This is a genomic window from Gimesia algae (assembly GCF_007746795.1).
Taxonomy (GTDB): Bacteria; Planctomycetota; Planctomycetia; order Planctomycetales; family Planctomycetaceae; genus Gimesia; species Gimesia algae.
Window position 1 is genome coordinate 4,626,800 of record NZ_CP036343.1, and the last position, 19,443, is coordinate 4,646,242.

The 19,443-nt window shown below is 48.0% G+C and carries 14 protein-coding genes; 9 read left to right on the forward strand and 5 right to left on the reverse strand.

From position 1 onward, the window contains the following. Positions 1–49: 49 nt before the first annotated feature. On the reverse strand, positions 50–922 hold the full coding sequence (locus Pan161_RS17125) for a hypothetical protein (RefSeq protein ID WP_145229099.1): 873 nt from the start codon (positions 920–922) through the stop codon (positions 50–52). 269 nt (positions 923–1,191) lie between these two features. On the opposite strand from Pan161_RS17125, the gene Pan161_RS17130 reads away from it, so the two are divergent. The 3 genes from Pan161_RS17130 to Pan161_RS17140 all read left to right on the forward strand — a co-directional run bounded on the left by Pan161_RS17130 (position 1,192) and on the right by Pan161_RS17140 (position 5,369). Next, positions 1,192–1,932: an alpha/beta hydrolase gene (locus tag Pan161_RS17130; protein WP_145229100.1), complete on the forward strand. Its 741-nt coding sequence runs from the start codon at positions 1,192–1,194 to the stop codon at positions 1,930–1,932. A 204-nt stretch (positions 1,933–2,136) separates the two neighbouring features. Then, positions 2,137–4,446 carry a hypothetical protein gene (locus Pan161_RS17135; protein WP_145229102.1) on the forward strand — a complete coding sequence of 770 codons (2,310 nt, stop codon included), beginning with the start codon at positions 2,137–2,139 and terminating at the stop codon, positions 4,444–4,446. Beyond that, positions 4,443–5,369: an ABC transporter ATP-binding protein gene (locus Pan161_RS17140; protein ID WP_145229104.1), complete on the forward strand. Its 927-nt coding sequence runs from the start codon at positions 4,443–4,445 to the stop codon at positions 5,367–5,369. Before Pan161_RS17135 ends, Pan161_RS17140 begins: the two co-directional genes overlap by 4 nt. A gap of 14 nt (positions 5,370–5,383) precedes the next feature. Here the strand turns inward: Pan161_RS17140 and Pan161_RS17145 are convergent, their stop codons facing one another. Beyond that, positions 5,384–6,190: a carboxylesterase family protein gene (locus tag Pan161_RS17145; RefSeq protein ID WP_145229105.1), complete on the reverse strand. Its 807-nt coding sequence runs from the start codon at positions 6,188–6,190 to the stop codon at positions 5,384–5,386. 539 nt (positions 6,191–6,729) lie between these two features. On the opposite strand from Pan161_RS17145, the gene Pan161_RS17150 reads away from it, so the two are divergent. The 3 genes from Pan161_RS17150 to Pan161_RS17160 all read left to right on the forward strand — a co-directional run bounded on the left by Pan161_RS17150 (position 6,730) and on the right by Pan161_RS17160 (position 11,059). Then, positions 6,730–9,441: a HEAT repeat domain-containing protein gene (locus tag Pan161_RS17150; protein WP_197995371.1), complete on the forward strand. Its 2,712-nt coding sequence runs from the start codon at positions 6,730–6,732 to the stop codon at positions 9,439–9,441. A gap of 121 nt (positions 9,442–9,562) precedes the next feature. Beyond that, complete coding sequence (locus Pan161_RS17155) at positions 9,563–9,928, forward strand: STAS domain-containing protein (RefSeq protein ID WP_002645248.1); 366 nt, start codon at positions 9,563–9,565, stop codon at positions 9,926–9,928. 63 nt (positions 9,929–9,991) lie between these two features. Then, positions 9,992–11,059: an LOG family protein gene (locus Pan161_RS17160; protein ID WP_145229109.1), complete on the forward strand. Its 1,068-nt coding sequence runs from the start codon at positions 9,992–9,994 to the stop codon at positions 11,057–11,059. Positions 11,060–11,094: 35 nt separating this feature from the next. Here the strand turns inward: Pan161_RS17160 and Pan161_RS17165 are convergent, their stop codons facing one another. Beyond that, positions 11,095–11,718: an RNA polymerase sigma factor gene (locus Pan161_RS17165; protein WP_145229111.1), complete on the reverse strand. Its 624-nt coding sequence runs from the start codon at positions 11,716–11,718 to the stop codon at positions 11,095–11,097. A gap of 194 nt (positions 11,719–11,912) precedes the next feature. Here Pan161_RS17165 and Pan161_RS17170 point away from each other — a divergent pair, with 194 nt between their 5' ends. Both Pan161_RS17170 and Pan161_RS17175 read left to right on the forward strand, forming a co-directional pair. Next, a complete protein-coding gene (locus Pan161_RS17170; RefSeq protein WP_145229113.1) occupies positions 11,913–14,153 on the forward strand; it encodes a serine/threonine-protein kinase in 2,241 nt (746 codons plus the stop codon). Between the two features lie 522 nt (positions 14,154–14,675). Next, the gene (locus Pan161_RS17175; protein WP_145229115.1) at positions 14,676–15,443 is read left to right on the forward strand and encodes a hypothetical protein; all 768 of its coding nucleotides are present in this window, start codon (positions 14,676–14,678) and stop codon (positions 15,441–15,443) included. Positions 15,444–15,530: 87 nt separating this feature from the next. Here the strand turns inward: Pan161_RS17175 and eno are convergent, their stop codons facing one another. Both eno and Pan161_RS17185 read right to left on the reverse strand, forming a co-directional pair. Beyond that, the gene (gene eno / locus Pan161_RS17180; RefSeq protein ID WP_145229117.1) at positions 15,531–16,901 is read right to left on the reverse strand and encodes a phosphopyruvate hydratase; all 1,371 of its coding nucleotides are present in this window, start codon (positions 16,899–16,901) and stop codon (positions 15,531–15,533) included. 111 nt (positions 16,902–17,012) lie between these two features. Further along, positions 17,013–18,011, reverse strand: a complete 999-nt coding sequence (locus Pan161_RS17185) for a phosphotransferase family protein (protein ID WP_232103287.1) — start codon at positions 18,009–18,011, stop codon at positions 17,013–17,015. A 445-nt stretch (positions 18,012–18,456) separates the two neighbouring features. Between Pan161_RS17185 and Pan161_RS30630 the strand changes: the two genes are divergently transcribed. Continuing rightward, positions 18,457–19,335, forward strand: coding sequence for a hypothetical protein (locus tag Pan161_RS30630; protein WP_197995372.1), 879 nt, complete (start codon positions 18,457–18,459; stop codon positions 19,333–19,335). The last annotated feature ends 108 nt before the right edge of the window (positions 19,336–19,443 follow it).

The window sequence follows — 19,443 nt, forward strand, 5'->3', positions numbered from 1 at the left end:
CGAAGAAAACGCAAGCGTTGCCGGATCGCTCGAATCACTGGCGCTTATGTCAGTCTGTAGAAGGAAGTGGCGGTAAGAATTCAGGGCCTCCACTGGCAGGAGCCTTTAGTCCAGGTGGCTGTGCCGAAGGAAAGCGCGGCCCCATATTTCGAGAAGGTTGCCACCCAATATCCCGATCTGGCAATGGCGGTCCGACTGGTCCCGTTTGTGGCTGAGTCCTGTTGTGCTCAAATTCCTGATCAGGAACGGGGGCCGGGAAGGTTTCTTTAACAGGGAGCTGGACAGGCTGAGGGGAGAAATGAGCCTGCAACTGACTGATCGTAATCTGCATCCCCTCCAGAGTCTGATTTAAACTGTTCATTTTATACTCTGGAATCATCCGATACGGATAGCCACGGTATTCAAATCGTGGCTGGGGGTAGCCATTTCCCCCGTGGAAAACATATCCGTTTGGTCCCGTTGGTCGGATGACTGGTTCCCTGAGCACAGGCAACTGCATGACGGCCAGAGAATGGTCCAGATCATCAACCAGTCGTTCCAGATCTGATAATGCCTGCTGCATGCCCTGCACTGGCACCTGCAGGATCATCATCCGATGGATATTATCTGCCAGTTCATGGATTTCATACGCCTTATCAAACAACAGACGTTGTCCCCTGATCCCGTGAAACTGTGAACGAATCTTTCTGCACACTGTAAATGAGTCACGATTGAGTTTCCCCCCCAGATTCGCAACTTCCGACTGTTGAGCCCGCGCGACATTCGTAGATATCGTACAAAGTAAAACGATTGCGAGTTTGAATGAAATCAGGCTTTTATAAAACATCTTGCTATCCTCCTGGTCCTTGGCTACCCAGCCATAGATGTCAGTAAATTCTTTTGACCGCCAGTGTATTTCTGCATCAGGTGTGTAATGAGGCAAAACTTGTTCCCTTAAATCCACGTAAATCTCTCACCGCCGGTAAACTATTTGAATCCAATCACTTAACGCCTGACTGATTTACTCTTACTATCCATTCGCCTGCAGGGCGACTCACGTTCTGGTGTAGTTTCGATGACAGCTGATTCAATTTGATCTCAAAGCAGCTGAAACCAGATTGCCTGCCCTTTCCTCCCCTGTTGTATTCAGCATATAATCATAAATTCAGCTTAAACTTCGTCTGTTCAAATACTTCGGAAGATTCATTTACCATGCCCTTCACAACTCATAAGTTTGGTCCGCTCAATTGTCAGATCTATGATAATTTACCCGCCGATCAGTCCCCTGACGTCATCGCCATTGTCAGTCATGGATTTGGTGCGCCGGGAGATGATCTCGTTCCCCTGGGGCCCGAGATCCTCAGAAATCAACCGCAGCTTTCTGAGCGCGTGCAGTTTATCTTTCCTGCTGCTCCCCTTTCGTTACTGGAGATGGGAATGCCCGGCGGTCGTGCGTGGTGGATGCTGGATGTCGCAGAACTCAATGCCGCGATTGCTTCCGGAACAATCCGAGACCAGCGAGATAAAACTCCAGAAGGTTTAGTTGAAGCAGGTCAACAACTGCAGGAATTCGTCATCGCTGTTCAACAGGAGTCGGGCTTGCCATTTTCCCAAATCGTGCTGTCTGGTTTTTCACAAGGATCGATGGTCTCAACAGAAGTCGCCTTTCAGTTGCCACAACCTCCGGCAGCGCTGGTAATCTGGTCTGGTACATTACTTTGTGAACAACGCTGGGGAAGCCTGGCTGATCAGTCACCCCGATTTCCTGTTCAGCAGAGCCACGGAACACAGGATCCCATTCTCCCCTACACAGGTGCAATCTGGTTAAAAGAGATGCTGGAGCAACATGATTTTACCGTCGACTTTTCTGAGTTTGTCGGCCCACACACAATTCCTGATGTGGCAATCGAAAAATTCCGCAACCTCCTTAGTGATCTGACGGGCAGTCTTTGAATAAAGAACAGGTTAATCTGCGGAAACCCTTTATTTGTAAAGGCAAAGCATTGAGACTGATACAAACCCAAGCCATAATAGGATTTGATTCCTGTATACTTTCCACTTCGCAACTTGAGCGTCTACAGACATTTTCGTACACCATCATTACCGAAACTGGTCTTCAGGCGAAGCATCGCCTTGTCTCAACCAGAATATAAACTCATGAAATCATCTCTGTTTTTTCGATTCTCGACTCTGCTGGTCCTGCTGGTGAGTGCCCTGCTAAATGATTCGCTGTCTTTTGCAGCAGATCAGAAAACAGACAGCCTGGAAATCACAAATATTCAAGTCGGGTTTGACGGTCTTTACAAGGTAGGACGGTGGGTTCCAGTCTACCTGGAATTAACAACAGACAGTCCTGTTGCCGTGCAATTAACTGTGATCGCACGCTCGCCTGACGGAAATCCCACTGAAGTTCCCTCCCAGGTATTTTCACTCAAGACACCAGGAACGCATCGCCTGTATTCCGAGTTTCAAACTGGATTACTGGATAGTCCGCTTAAAGTTCGCCTGCGAGACGCTCAGACACAAACAATCCTGAAAGAGTTTTCTTACGCCCCCCAGTCGAAGCAAAATCAATTCACCGGAATTGGTTTGAAACAATCAGTCGAACTCTGGGCCATGGTTGGCGCTGTCGCTGGACTGGAGCCGGTCTCGTCCGAATCACTGGCGGACCATGATCAGAATCTTGATCAGTATACTGCTTTGATTGAAGACCAGGCATCCCTTCCCGAATCTCCTTACGGTTATGATACTCTCGACACGCTGATTGTGGATGCAGATTTCTCATCCGGAACTCAAAAAAATGAGGCCATTCGAAAATGGGTTGCCAATGGCGGTCATCTGGTTTTATGCGTCGGAGCAGATGTTGAAGATTATCAGCAGAGCGAATATGCCAGTTGGGTCCCCGTAAAAACTCTCGGCACTACAACAGTCCGTGATCTGAGCAGCCTGGAATTATACGCTGCTGTTCGCTCTCGTATTCGTGGGGTCGCCACTGCCAGCCAGATTGAAATCTCAACCGGTGAAATCCTGGCCACTGGACTTAATGGACCGGTATTAGTTCGGGTTCCGTATGGATTGGGAATCGTAACATTCCTGGCGCTCGACTTGAACACCAGTCCGCTCCTCAACTGGGACGGTTTAAAAAATCTGAGTCCCAAACTGGCAACCCGAGCCAAACAATCGATCGCTTCCAGTCAACAGAATGCGGTTCTGGGAAAGAGGATTTCTCAAACGGGTATATCGGAACTGGAAACACAACTCTTTCATTCACAACAGAATTTTCCAGGCATCGAACGACCTTCCCACTGGTGGGTCATGGCATTGATTCTGGGTTACCTGCTGGTGATTGGGCCGCTCGATTATTTTCTGGTGCACCGGATTTTGAAAAAACCTCATTTCACCTGGTTTACATTCCCAGCGATGGTTTTAATTGCCATCGCGTGGGGTGGCTTCACAGCTCTGAATGATAACGGCAGCGCATTACATTCGACTCAGTTAAACGTTGTTGACTACGATGCATCAGCGGGACAGATGCGCGGACGATTTTATCTGAATTTATACAGTCCGGAAACCCGGCGTTATCAGGTCAGTGTCAAATCATCCGTTCCTTCTCAATCAAAGGATCAACCTTACTTTTCCACGCATCTCAGCTGGAACGGGCTACCGGAAACTACATTTGCAGGAATGTATCGTTCAGCGGAAGGCACCATTACTGGTCCTGCATACCGGTTCTCTGAACAATCGAGGGGCGTTGAGAATCTGCCGGTATTGAAGTGGGGAACCAAAAGCCTGCTGGCGGAGTGGACACAAGAACAATCAGATCTGGTGACATCCAAACTGACAGGAAACAATCTGGGGCAACTTTCGGGAACTCTTACTCATCATTTTTCCAGCCCCCTGAAAGACTGGGTCCTGGCATATGGAAATCGAGTATATCTGCCGATCACCAATCCAGAACAGCTCGACGAGTCGTACATCCCCGCCAGTCAGGCCTGGTCGATCAATGGATCCCGTATCGAATCAAGGAATATCAAAGGGTACCTGACGCGATCTGTTTCGCGTCGGATTGAACAAAAAGGGCAGAATAATGCCACAATTGTAACGGTACAGACAGACTATAATCCGTTTGCAAAAGATCCTTATGAAATCCTCAAAATCCTGACGTTTCATGAGATGTCAGGGGGATATGGCTATACCGGACTTTCTAATTTCTCAGGCGAGGAGTTGGATCTGACAGAACAACTTCGCCTGGGCAGAGCGATCCTGTTCGCACGTCTGGATACACCTCTCAGCGTTGCAGAACTGGATCAAAACCAGCTCGATCAAAAACATCAGAACACCTACATGCGAGTTGTGATACCAGTAAGTATTTCAACTGATATTCAATATGAATTACCGTCATTAGATAAAAAAGACAAAGAGACCAAAGATCAGCAGGATACACCTTCCAGGAGTGATAACGAGTGATTGAAACACGGAATTTAACGAAACGCTACGGCGATCTGATCGCCGTCAACAATATTAACCTGAGCCTCGGCGAAGGCGATGTCTTTGGTTTTATTGGCCCTAACGGCTCAGGCAAAACCACAACCATGCGAATGATCGCCACATTACTCAGCCCTGATTATGGTGAAGCATATGTGTGTGGAAAGTCTATCTACACACATCCGGAAGAAATCAGACGCCTGGTCGGGTTTATGCCTGACTTTTTTGGTGTCTATGATGACATGACGGTGATTGAATATCTCGAATTCTTTGCGTCTGCTTACCGGATTAAAGGTCCACAGCGTCGAAAAATTTGTGAGGAAAAACTGGAACTGGTCGACATGACCTTCAAGCGGGATGCGATGGTCAACCAGCTCTCGAGAGGCCAGACACAGCGCATTGGCCTGGCACGCGTGCTGTTACATGAGCCCCAGGTACTTCTGCTCGATGAACCGGCCAGTGGACTTGACCCCCGTGCGAGAATTGAAATTCGAAATCTGCTGAAACGACTGGGAGAACTGAAAAAAACGGTGATCGTCTCCAGTCATATTCTGCCCGAACTTGCTGACGTCTGTACGCGCGTCGGAATGATTGAAAAAGGGAATCTGATCGTCGACGATAACGTCGATGCAGTCATGAAAAAAGCCAGACAGCGTATCCTGTTGTATGTCGGTGTGAGTGAGAATACAGAGCAGGCAGCAACACTGCTGAATGCTCACGAACTGGTTTCCAACCTCGAAATTGATAAAAACGTCATGCTTGTGACACTAAAGAGTGATGTGAAAGACTACACCTTCCTCCCCTCGCTGCTGATCAGCGAGGGATTTAAACTCTGCCTGTTCCGCGAAGAGGAAATTAACCTGGAGACGGCATTCATGGAATTGACAAAAGGGCTCGTCCAGTAATCCTGACCGGCAGATTACTTCTTCTTTCCGGCAGCAGCTCGTTTTGCTTTGCGAGCTTCTGCCTCTTTTTCTTCACCCGCTTTCACTTCCGCTTCGGGCTTGCGGACCTGCTGCAACAACCAGTCATAGACTTTCGGATTATCATAAGTCTCTGTCCAGGAATCGTGTCCCGCTTCCGGATAAATAGTGAATCTTACGTCGGACTTTTCTTTCTTCAGGACATCCACCAGAGTCTGTGATCGCTCGAGAGGCACTGCCGTGTCTTTGCCTCCATGAAACACCCAGATCGGAACATGCTTGATTTTCTTGACCCAGAACTTCTCGCCGCCCCCACAAATGGGCACCAGCGCGGCAAAACGATAGGGAGTGTAAGCCGCCAGTGACCAGGTACCAAAGCCTCCCATGCTTAAACCAGTCACATAAATGCGGTCTTTATCAACCTTGTATTTCTTCTCGATGTCATTCAGCAGAGCGGTCAGCTCCACAGGCTGCCAGAGCTGGTCTTTGGGGCACTGAGGAGAAACAACGATAAACGGAAACTGTTTGCCGTTTTTGACCAGCTTTGGTGGACCATGAACCGTCACCAGATCCAGATCGTCCCCCCGTTCTCCTGCTCCATGGAGAAATAATATTAGAGGCCATTTTTCTTGTTCATCATAGTTCTCGGGTAGATAAAGCAGATACTTCATCTTTACGGGAATTGTGGTATTTAGCTCGGCTGCAGACTGATTTCCGGTTTCCGGTTTCTCTGCCGCTTCACCAGAAACAGACATCGTATACGCAGCAAATATGAAACAGACCGTTATTATTTTTTTAAACATCTGGTTTTCTCTCCCAACTCAATATGTCACCTCTGATAAATTAAGCAACCCAGGAAACGAGCATGACAGAGAGTCCTAAAGACTTCAAGCACAAAGGGTTCTCTAATTCAGTCGGGAATTGGTCCTCTCGTGTCGAAACTGAAAAACCAGGAAATATAAGCAACATGAGGAACTCTGATTTCGCGACTCCGTTTCACTCTGATCGCATGCTGGAGCGCATCACATTTAACCCTAGCGTCTCTCAATCTATTATACTCGGTCCAAATGGCTCTGGAGACGCTACTGTAAAACTGGACACAGTTTATAAGTCCAGAATGCTCTTCTACCATAATCGATTTTTTGATAAAATTCGGCCTCAACTCTCTGCTTCTCTCCCACCCTGTCATTTTAACTCAATACCCCTCTCCCACATGAATTCTGCGACTCCTTGCGGAAATCTTATTTCACAATCAAATTCTGATTTCAAACGAGTTTCCTGGAAACCGTTCTGGGTTGGAACTTTGTTATGCTGCGCATCACTTTGTGGATGTCAGAAAAGCATGCTGCAAAACGTGCGCGAGACTCCGATAGCCGTATCCTTAAAAGAGAAAGTGACAAGAAAAGTACCGGAAGAACTGGCAGGATTACAGGTTTATCTTTCACGTGATTTGTGGGTCAGAAATCATCACTGGTCTCCGGAACTGGAACGGAAAACATTTCAGGAGGACAAGGCAGCGTATCACCTCGCGCCAATTGAGATGCAACGCTGGGGATTTGGATCTGTTGACCAGAAAACTCTTTTGAGCGAAGTCAGCACGCGGAAACCATTGGGCGCCATCCAACGGACAACTTCAGAACCTGAGTCTAATACAGAACAGTCAGCTTCCGATCAGACAGCAATTTCAAATTCAACAGATCCGACAGAACTGCAGAAATCAGAAAGCTGGTCATTTAACGCGTTGCAGGATTTTTTCTTCGATCAGAAAAATCAAAGCTCACAACAAGCAAAGAAGCAGCGATCAGATCAACTTGCAGCATTGCAGGAATTGTCCACATGGGATAATCTGGCTGGCTGGAATGCGGCGCTCCTCTGGGCCACATTATCGCCTGCAACGGCCACTGAGACACTACCTGTTCTCGAGAAAGTAGCTCTGGATCCCCTGCAATATTCTCAGTCTAATGCAGAAAATGATCCGGGGACGTCAGATCAGAATTCTATCTCAGAGGCGATGCAGCATGCCGCCTTGAATGCGATCTCACTGGTTCTGGCTCAAGCCGATGCCATTCCACTCAAAACCCGCAATCGACTGACACAGCGATTACAGCGTCCCGATCTTTCGCTTTCACTGAGAAGCGAACTTTATCTCTCACTGGCTCGCTTCATGTCCCCTGCCAGTATTCCCTCGCTGGAACAGTCTCTGGAAAACACTGAGAATAGCCCATCCCCCCCAAAGCCACTGAGACGAGCAGCGATGCAAGCCTGTATTTTACATGGACTCTGGTCTCATTCGGATCGAAAACATCTTGACGATCCTGATCTGATTCATACTTTCAATCCCAAGGAGTGGCCAGCCAATATCATGCAGGTTCGCTGGGACTCCGATGCAAATATGCGTTGGAACTTTGGTTACTGGGCTGCGTTAATTCGCCATCCGGATGCCGAAACAATTCTCACCTCCCAACTGAGAGATGCAGATCTGGTAGTTCAGACCAAAGCCATCGAACACCTGGGAATGCTGAAGACAGACACAGCACTTCAGATCCTGAAAGAGTATGCGCAACGTCCGGAGGAAAGTATCCGCGTTGCTGCCGTGAAAGGTCTCAGTTCGTGGGGCCCGATGCATCTCATTCCCTTGAAAAACGACACATCCTCCGCCGTCAGACTGGAGGTCGCCTCAGGCATGGGAAAAACTCCTTCTGCCGAATCTGCTCTGCATCTTCGCACATTGATCAATGATCGCAGTTCCCAAGTACAACACACAGTCATTCATGCCATTTCTGACTGGCCAGATGAGCTTGCCATACCTTTACTGCTGGATGGGATTCAGGAAGGAGTATATAAAACGCGCCGTCAAAGCATCCTGCAACTGGTTGACCGTACCGGACTGGGAGGATCCATTTCCATCGAAGCACCGCAAACAGAACGAGTCGTTGCTGTTAATGAACTGGTCCAGAGTGGCCAACTCCCGGGGAGTTTCTGGGGACAGCTCATGCAAGTGGGACTTAAAACGGGCCAGGAAGTCAATCAGGGACGCGCGGCCGAACTCCAGTCCTACTTTCAAAACCTGATAAATCAACCTCGGGAGTCATCTGAATATCAGCAGGCATATCAGGAACTTGCCAACATCAGTCCTGCCGAAGTCAAAGTGCTGGAGAAACTGATCAGAGAAACTTCTATCGAAATCCCGAGTGAAATCTATATCGATTTACTGGCAGGCCTGACTCCCGAATATGCTGCATTGAATCAACTGACCAGTCCCCACATCACAGATCGACGTGAAGCCGCACAACAGTTGTTTGTCAGTTCACAGAACATATCATTAAATCCTGTGGTCGTAAGCCGACTGCGAAAGCTGATGACACACGAACAGGATCGACTGGTCTGGCGAATTGTGATGTCATCTGTTGAAAAAGACAACTACGATGAAGCTGCCCAACTGGCATTGCTGGCAATCAATCATAACTGGCCTGACATTAGAATTCTGGGTTGCGAATATTTTGGTTCACATGGATTGCCCCAGTATGCAAACTGGCTGCTCCCCTTGCTGGATGACAAGAACCACACAGTTCAGTTAGCTGCGATCCGGGCGATCGGTCAATGCCATAACCCCATCGCAATCTCAGGCACACAGAAACCAGGTCAAAGCCAGAATTCAGCGCCTTCACTCCGTTCTCTACTAACTCACTCAAATCGTCGGGTACGCTTCGAAACAGTTGTGGCTCTCAGTCGGCTGGGTGATTCTGCCGGCATGCAGGAACTGCTGCGACTTTCGAATGATACTCAGATTGCGATGCGGAAAGAGGCCGTACGGGAAATGGGGCACTCCGGACAGACCCGTTTTGTAGAACCTCTGATCCAGATGGCCTGGACCGAGCGAAACAACTCCACGCTTAAAGAAATCCTGAACAGCCTGGACCAACTGGTGCCAGATTCGGAGCAACCTGCCAATCTGACACCGCAACAGGACCAGTCAGATCAGGCTAAAAGCTGGATGAACTGGTGGCAAACACAACACTCTGGACAAGGTTCCCGACTGTTTACCGGGCGTTAAGTATGAATTCTTGTTTTTGATGTACTTGATGGTTGTTCTCCTCTCCAGGATATCAGTATCATGGAACCTAAATATTTAAATTACTCTCCGAAGAATGTTTTCATCACTGCGGAACTACTACATGGCTAACTACCACGACGACTTTCAACTGGAATGGCATGGAAATACAGTCGTAATCATTCCTGCGAGCAATGTCGAGTCAATGAGCTGGGATCTGATTGAACAGGCCGCTGATATCGTCATGGCACCGTTACAGGAAGTCGAAATCCCGATGGTCGTCTTCGACCTGAGTGATGTCAGTTATTTTGGCTCCGTGTTTCTGGCGCTGCTGTTGCGCTGCCACAAACATGTTCGCAGCCGAGGAGGAGAGTTAGTTTTGTGCGGTGCCAGTAAGATGGCCAACGAGCTCTTGCGTATCACTGCTCTGGACACTCTCTGGGCTATCTACGAGACCAGAGATGAAGCGCTGGATGCCCTGATGGGCTGACGTATAGTCGTAGTCTGGTTCTCACATTCGTCTCGACCCGCTATGTTAAAGGATTAATAGATCATGTCGAGGAAATATCGAAAAACACGTCCCGGCGTTTCAGAGTCTGACGTATTACCAACAGAACATAGTTCGGAACTTTATCCACATCAGTCTATCGTTGCCAGCATCAAAGAAACGGCCGATAAACTCAAGCAGGATCAGGCGACCCGCGGCGACCTCAAAATCCTGGATCGTGCTCTGAAAGAATTACGGTATGCTTTCAAGGTTTTCACACCTTATCGAAAGCAACGCAAGGTCACCGTCTTCGGTTCCGCCCGCACAAACCCCGATGATCCTTCCTATCAGCAGGCGTTGCAGTTCGGACGGAGAATGGCGGAAGAAAAATGGATGATTGTCACAGGTGCTGGTCCCGGAATCATGGAAGCCGCCCATGTCGGTGCGGGAACTGACATGTCGATGGGTGTCAATATCATGCTGCCATTCGAGCAGGAGCCCAACTACGTCATCCATAAAGACGAAAAACTGGTTAACCTGAATTACTTCTTCACTCGCAAACTTCTGTTCGTCAAAGAAGTCCACGCCATTGTCTGCTGTGCCGGCGGATTTGGTACTCTGGATGAAGCATTTGAGACTCTGACCCTCGTACAGACCGGAAAACGAGATCCCATGCCGATCGTGCTGCTGGATGCTCCCGGAGGATCTTACTGGAAAGACTGGGAAGAATTTCTTAAAAACAACCTCTTGAAACAGGAATTGATCTCCAAAGAAGACTTGTCACTGTTTCATGTCACAGATGATATTGAAGATGCCGTCGATGAAGTAATCGGTTTTTACAGCGTCTATAACAGTATGCGATATGTCAAAGGGCGGCTCGTGCTCCGTCTGCATGTCGAACCCAGCAATGAGTTCATTGAAAAACTGAACAATGAATTCAAAGATATCCTCGATTCAGGGATTATCACAAAAGTCAACGCACACGAGCTGGAAAAAGACGATGACCATCTGGTCGACCTGCCACGCATTTCACTCATGTTCAATCGTAAAAACCTCGGCCGACTGCGACAGATGATTGATCGCATTAACTCTGAACTGGCGCCTCAGAGTGCTGATGAGGCAGAAGAAGAATAACGAATCAGTTTCCATCGATATCGCTTGATATCAATTTATCCCAGCAGACTTTTGAATTCATCTTCATGCTTGAGCAGTTCCTGTAACTTGACCATCGAGCGGCTGATCATCACACGGACGGCAACATCAGATTTATCCAGTTGTTCTGCGATCTGTTTTGTCGGCAGACCTTCCACATATTTCAGACGAATGGCATCCCGACTCTCTTCAGGCAGGCTCTCCAATGCCATCAGCAGTTTCATTTCCTTAGCCCCACGGGAAAATGCCTGACTGGGACTGGTGATACTGGCAACCAACAGATCCATAAATCCCTGTCCTGTCCCTGCGGCGGAGACCGGTTGTCCGGCTTCGCGGCCGGCAGCCCGTTTCTGAACCTGAAAATACTTCCGATGACTGTCAATAATCCGGCGCTCTGCAAGGTGGCATAACCAGTTGAACGGTGCTTTCTGTTCGAAATCCATACTCTGAAACGAATCGACGGCATTCAATGAGACTTCCTGCAGGATATCAGCAGCTTCCACCTTGGATTTGAGAGAGTCACTCATATTTTTATTAATGAATGCCAGCAGAGGAGCACGATGCAGTTCCAGAAATGTCAACAAAGCCGACTCACTCCCCTGCTTGATCTCCTCAATCAGAATCTCGATATCAGTCGTCATAAAACTCCATTATCCCTGCTAAGTCAAGTCCATCGATTCTGTGACGCATTCTGCTTTCCTACCCGTTCGTAATCGGTTATTATGCCTGTTCGAGATGTATACCTGACCTCGTTATACCATCAATACAATCAATCATCCACTGAAACTTTCAGGATAATCTAAGTCGGATCTTTATCCAGAATTTCGGGAGCTCCATGTTGTCTACTTCAGAGCCAAACCAGAAAGTTTCAGAAAGTCAAATTGCAATTGATGCACTTACCGAAGTCATGGAGCAGTTTGTCAGTGAGTGGGAATCCCGTCAGTCTCCGCCTGACTTAAAAGACTATGTATCAGTTGCTGATCCTCAAAACCGATTTCTATTAATTGAGTTGATTAAAATTGATCTGGAATATCGCTGGCAACAGTTTAATTTCCCCAGACGAATTCTTGAATATCTCGACGACTTCCCCATTCTGGAAAAGCCAGAGTTTCCCGTCGATTTACTGTATGAAGAATTTCACCTGCGTCGTCAAAATGGTTTCGAGGTCGACCCGGAAGAGTACATTGGTTTTATCCCCACCGCCAACCCTCAGGTCAGGCAGCTGTTTGACCTCGACCATGCATACTGTACAACCAAAATGCTCAATCAATCCCCGCAGCAGGCAGGCTCACAGTTCAAGCCGGGTGATACGGTTGATGACTTCGAATTGTTAACACTCCTGGGCAAAGGTGCTTTTGCCAACGTTTTTCAGGCGCGGCAAAATTCCATGCAGCGAATCGTGGCGTTGAAAATTTCCGAAGATTCCAGTAATGAACCACAAACTCTTGCCCAACTGGATCATGACAATATCGTACGCGTGTTCGACCAGCGATTGCTGACAAATCAGAAAATCAGATTGCTGTATATGCAGTATCTGCCAGGAGGCACACTACATTCAGTCGTCGAAATTGTTCGCAAAACGGCTCCTGATGAACGCTCTGGAAATATGCTGGTAAATGCTCTCGATCAGGCTCTGGATCTTAGAGGCGAATCAAGACCTGCTGAATCAGTAACTTATCAGAAGTTTAAATCATTATCCTGGTCCGAAACGATCTGCTGGCTGGGAATCCGACTGGCTCAGGCGTTGGACTATGCCCATCACAAGGGAGTTTTGCACCGGGATATTAAACCCGCTAATGTTCTTCTGACAGCAGAAGGCATCCCAAAACTGGCTGATTTCAATATCAGCTTCAGTTCCCATGTCAGTGGTACCACGCCGGCCGCCTATTTTGGAGGCAGTCTGGCGTACATGTCGCCTGAGCAACTCGAAGCTTACGATCCCACGGATACAAGACGACCTGAAAGTCTGGATGAACGCAGTGATTTATATTCACTGGGGCTCATGTTGGCTGAGCTATTAACGGGAATCCGCCCTTTTCAGGCCCCTTCAATCCAATCCAACTGGTCCGACCTGCTGAAACAGATGATCCACCAGCGTAAAACGGGTATCTCATTATCTGCCAGCCCCCAACATCTGCCTACCAACTGCCCGGAGCATCTTGTTTCAGTCCTGCAAAAATGCCTGAGTCCCGATCCTGCCGACCGCTGGCGTTCAGGTGCTGAACTCGCCAGTCAACTGGAACTCTGTCTGAATCCCCGGGCGCAGCAGATTCTGTTTCCCACATCGAAAAGCTGGTTTACAAAACTCAAAGGCTGGGAAGTACCGCTCGTCATCCTGATTGTGGCCATCCCTAATATTCTGGCAGGACTGTTCAATTTCTTTCACAACCAGAAACATATTATTGAGCACTTAAAAAATTCACAGGATGCCTTCTGGAAGATTCAATCGGCCATCAACCTGATCGCTTATCCGACAGGACTCGGTTTGATTGGCTGGTTAACCTGGCTGCTGCTGAGATTTGCAGCTGATCATGAAACGAGTTCAAAATCGGATCTGCAAAGAAATGTCATCATGCAGAAACGCTGCCTCAGCCTGGGACATTATGCGGCGTTGATCTGTACGGCGGAGTGGATCATCGCCGGAATCGCATATCCGGTCAGTATGCATTACGCAATTGGTTCATTACCAGCGACCGCCTATTTTCATTTTTTAGGCTCCCTGCTCCTGTGTGGTTTGATCGCCGCCAGCTATCCTTTCTTTGGCGTCACCTATTTCAGCCTGCATATGATCTACCCTCGTTTGATCCAGAATTCTGATTTCACTCAGCTGGCACCTGATTCCTATCAACAACTCAAACGCCGGAGCTGGGTGTATCTGATCATGGCATTCCTGGTACCAACTCTCAGTATCGCTTCACTGGCGATGATTAACCTGGATGACAAAATTGCGATCGGCATTCTCACCGTCGCCGGTACCCTGGGAGCGGTCAGCATCTTTCGGATTTTCCAGACCCTCCAGGCAGATCTGGATGCACTCGAAGAGCTCTCCAGGCGTGTCCACTCCTCACGGAAATAATTTTCCTGCAACATGCCATCTCCGGAAATTCTTTGGCTTCAGCTAGACTGTGTCCCATTTTACTGTAGCGTCTCCAGAGCCATTTGGAACGAGTATCATAGATTGAGAGACGCAATGGTTAAGTGGGCTGCGATCTAGAACTCACCCCCGACCCAAGTGTACATTTCGTATCTCAACTTTTATTGAAAATTGCTGTAACAGATTATATCCGTTCCCGCTTGGTTAAGTGTGAGACACACAACACAACACTTAATCAAAACACTAAGGAACGAAACGATGAAAAACACCGCCACTTTGTTCACATGCTTTACAGTATCCCTGATTTTAGTTTCAGGAAATGCATCAGCTGGTAACAATCGTTTTTCCGGTAAATCAAACAAGGGTTCTTCCAGTCGTTCCTTCAGTCATCACAGCAACCGAAACAATAATAATCGCAGTCATCATTTCAACAATCGTTCCAGTCATTCGCAGTACAATCATCGTTCATCAAACCAGCGTATTTCGCAGAACAAAAAACCGTCTATGAGACAACACAACTACAAAGCATCCTACAACTCAAAGTCGACTCCCGTAAAATCCAGCAAATTCTCAAAGACAAACGACTATCACTTCAAAACCGCTCCTAAACAGAATTTCTCAAATAAAGTGAATCGGTTTGACGAGAAAAAACAAATCAACCCACAACTTAAAGCAACTCAGCGTCCTTTCAAGACTGGCCAGAAAACAACCAAACACAACAAGTTTAATGGTTATCACAATGGACACCACAACGGTCACCATGGACATCATCACTGGAACCGCCCCTGGATTCACATCAACACTCGTCCCTGGTGTCCCACAGTCTGTCGCCCCTGGTATCCAGTTGCCTGTGTCGACCCGATTCTGACTCCCTGTGTGATCACAGCATGTGTCCCCGTGTATTACAATGCAGCCGGTGAAACAGTCGATGATGTATCTGAAGGAGCCGGAACAGAAGAAGTTACTGAAACCGAAAACAGTACGGAACCGGTTGAACAGGAGCGTCTGGTACTGGAATCCGGAAAATTATTTCAACTATCAGCAGAAGGGCTGGGAGGCGAACAGGGTATGGTTGTTCTGGAAATCAATGAAATGGGACTGCCTGCGAAGATTGAAAAATGGGAAGACAACATTCTGGCGTTTCAGACTCCCCAGATCGGACTGGCCAAAGTAACAGAAGCCAAAATGCATGTCATGAACAGCAAAGGTCAGTTACTGGCGACTCTGGACATCAGTCTGTTGCCCGCAACAAATCCAGTCGCTTCCAATTGAGCTGAGTCTATTCTGAATTAAACTAACAGCGTCTTCGAGCAGATCGAAGACGCTGTTAGTTTGTTTGAAATAGAAACGGTGACGAACTTATTTGGATCTCAAACTGGAAAAGATCTCGCCGCCATGATACAGAGCTCTGTCGGATTGTGATTCTTCCAGCCGCAGCAGTTGATTATACTTTGCCAGTCGTTCACTGCGTCCTACCGAACCGACCTTTAACTGACCGGCACCTGTTGCGACAACCAGATCGGCAATGGTTGTATCTTCTGTTTCTCCGCTTCTGGCAGAAACGATTGGCCAGTAACCATGATCGATGGCCAATTTCATCGTTTCCAGAGTTTCTGTCAGCGTTCCAATCTGATTTAACTTAATCAGCACACTGTTTGCCGTCTGGCTGTCGATGCCCTGCTGCAGACGCTTCCGGTTCGTTACAAACAGATCATCACCAATTAACTGGACGCGATGCCCCAGTCGTTCGGTCAGTTTCTTCCAGCCAGACCAGTCGTCTTCCGCCAAACCGTCTTCAATACTGATGATGGGATATGTATCGACCCAGCGTTCCAGCATATCAATTACGTCATCGGCCGATAACGCTTCATCTCCCGTCGCATTCAGATGATAAGTGTCAGTCTCGACGTCGTAGAAATGTGTACTGGCCACGTCCAGTCCAATCGCCACATCTTCACCAGGGTTCAGCCCAGAAGTTTCAATGGCTGCAACGATGTATTTGACCGCTTCACTGTTAGAACTTAATTTCGGCCCATAACCGCCTTCGTCACCAATGAGAGTTCCTTCATGCCCGGTCTTATTGAGAATCTGCCCCAGTCGGCGGTAGATCGTCACAATCCATTCAAAGGCCTGCCGATAGGAAGTGGCACCGACAGGCAGAATCAGAAAGTCCTGAAAATCCAGGTTGCGACCGGCGTGAAGTCCACCGGAAATCATATTGACCATCGGTAGAGGCAGAGACATGGATCGGGCCAGAAGATTCGTCCGCTGAGTTTGCTCTGTTTCGTCAGCAAAGCCAGATCTGATATAGTCAAACCAGATTTCAGCAAAACGCTCAACCGGTTTTTGCCCCTGTGACTCTGCAGCAGCATAAGCGGTTGCCAGTGAAGCCCCCAGAATTGCATTCGCTCCCAGACGGGACTTATTCTCGGTCCCATCCAGTTCACAGAGAATCGTATCGATGCCGCTCTGGTCCGAAGCATCCTGGCCTATTAATGCAGCGGCGATTTCCCGTCTGACATTTTCCACTGCCTGGGTGACACCTAAACCATCGAATCGCGCTGCATCCTGATCACGTAACTCGATGGCTTCAAATTTTCCGGTACTGGCACCGCTGGGAACGATCGCACGCCCGCAACGGGAACCAGCACAACAGATCTCGACTTCCACTGTAGGATTACCACGACTGTCATAAACTTCACGTGCATGGACGTACTCAATTTGTGTCATATCAGATCACACTCCCATCTGTGATTATCAGCTACATCATTTATAAACAGCAATGCCCTGCATCTCCCTATAGGATATCAGGTTCGAACTTAACCTTCATCCGAAAGTCCTTCAGGAATTCTGCATCTCACTTAATCTTAATGTCGATTGATGAATCGTAGACGGTGGATCCAGGATCAACGAGAGCGCAAACGAGCGAACCTGATCCTGCAGACCTGGTTCGCAAAGATAATCGACCGTACTCTTACCATCAACGCGGGCCAACATGCAAGCTGCCAGATGGCGGATCGTACGACGCTCCAGTTCCTGCTGCCCCATCTTATCAGTTCCTTTATCTCCTGAATCAGACAAGGATTGAATTTCGGCCAGATACTGTTCCCAGAAACATTCCACCAGTCGAATACAATGAGCGCCGCGCTCGCGGAAGTAGATCGCTTTCAACATCAGATGACTCAAAAAGAACCCCAGATCGAATGCCGGATCACCATAATGGGCCGTCTCAAAATCGACGAGATAAATCTGATCGCCAGAAATCAGAATATTTTTGGGACTAAAATCGGCCAGAACAAGACAGATCTGATTGCCCTCCATTTCGGCAATCAGATCATCCACCCAGTCCTTTATTTCCGGATGAGTTTTGACAATAAACCGATAAAATGGGTCAATGCGAAGCTGGTCAAAGATTGTCCAGTCGCTCCATCGTTCTTGAAACTGCTGGCTCTCAAAACTCAACCTGTGAATGGCACCCAGGTAATTTCCCAGTCGTGAAGCAACCGAGAGGTCAAATATTCCATCCAGTAATTCTGCTTTCCAGACTTTGTGGTCTTTATCGATTGCTTCCATGGCAAACAGATAATTATCGCGATCCTCAAACAGGACGCGCGGAACAACTCCTGCCGGCAGCAGATTCTGCAACTCCTGCATGACTTCCAGCTCGCGCCAGATCCGTTCAAGCTGACTGAACCACTCTGTTTGAGTTCGCAGTTGTTTCCGTGACTGCTTGATGACAAAATCATCGCCAGCCTGGCGATCTATACGGATGACTATATTCGAAACTCCCCACGCAAGTGCTTCCGCTGAAGCCTCTTCTCCAGGGGATAATTGCTGCATCTCCTTCAAGTAATTAATGACAGTATCTGCCGTGATCTCCCGGATCATTATGAATTCCCATAAGTAACTGGCTCAAAAGCATTAAAGAGTTAGAAAACCGGCTGTACCAGAAGAGTAGATCTGCTTTCCCATTTCTCCTTTTCCAGCCTCTCTTTGAAAATTATGACGCTGCCTGCCAGGTTCTGCCACTGTTTCACACCATATAATCGTCATAATCTGATATGGCGCAGCCTTTACCTGACCGGTCCTATATTAATAGCCGGTAGTCGGAGTTATGAAAAAGTTGCTTTCAGGACAACTTTTTATTGCCAGACCCGTTTTGTATGCTGTAAGATGATAATATTGGGATAGTTGTAGTAAATAACTATTTCAGCTTAAAGAGTGATGACTAATCTTACACCACGGCAGCGTGGTATCTTTCCAGTGAACTACAGGAACATTTTCTATGTTGTCCACAAAATCTGCTTCTCGTTTTTTGATGTTTTTTTCTGTGACCTGCCTGGCACTCTGCTTGAGTACCACTCTGGAAGCAGCAAAAAAACCGATCCCTCCTCAGAAGTATGATCCTGCAGCAGAAAAAGCTGACGATCTGTTTGAAGCAATGGAAGCCGGCCTGGTAGACGTCAAAATTATTGCCAAAAGCTCTAAAGGTGGCAAAGTTATGATTACCAACAATGGTGAGAAACCACTCAATGTGAAACTGCCCGAAACTTTCCTCGCAGTTCAAGTCCTGAAACAGGGGGCTCTGGGTGGTGGACTTGGCGGTGGTGGACTCGGCGGTGGTCTGGGTGGTGGCGGACAAGGTGGTCAGGCGCAGACAACAGGCGGTGGTGCTGGCGGTGGGCTGGGTGGTGGACTTGGTGGAATGGGCGGTGGTGGAGCTGGCGGTGCCGGTGGTGGTTTCTTCTCCGTGCCTCCTGAAAAAACAGTTTTCGTCCCCTACACTTCAGTCTGTCTTGAACACGGTAAAGTTGAACCAGCACCTCGTATGGAATACCGCATGGTCGAAACCGAAGAAATGGTGAAAGATCCTGCACTTCAGGAACTTCTCCGCTTCGTTGCAACTGGTCGCGTGAATCAACAGGCAGGTCAGGCTGCAGCCTGGCATCTGGCAGATAAAATGAGCTGGCAGGAACTGGCCGCAAAGTCAGTCAAACATTTAGGTGGTGCCCCTCCAACTCCTTACTTCAATCAGGCAGAATTGCAGTTTGCTTCTCAACTGGTAGGTATGGCTCACGAACGTGCCCGTAATAGACCCGAAACAACCGAGACAGCATCAACAACCAAAGCAAGAACAGAAACCGGTCGCAGTTTTGAAAAATAATCCATGATCGAAACAGTCCAGTCTGTAAAGACTGCTAAATCAAGGCTCGCATTTGCGAGCCTTTTTTTGTGGCACGCTTTCATCAAATCATATTCTCAGGTATTTTAG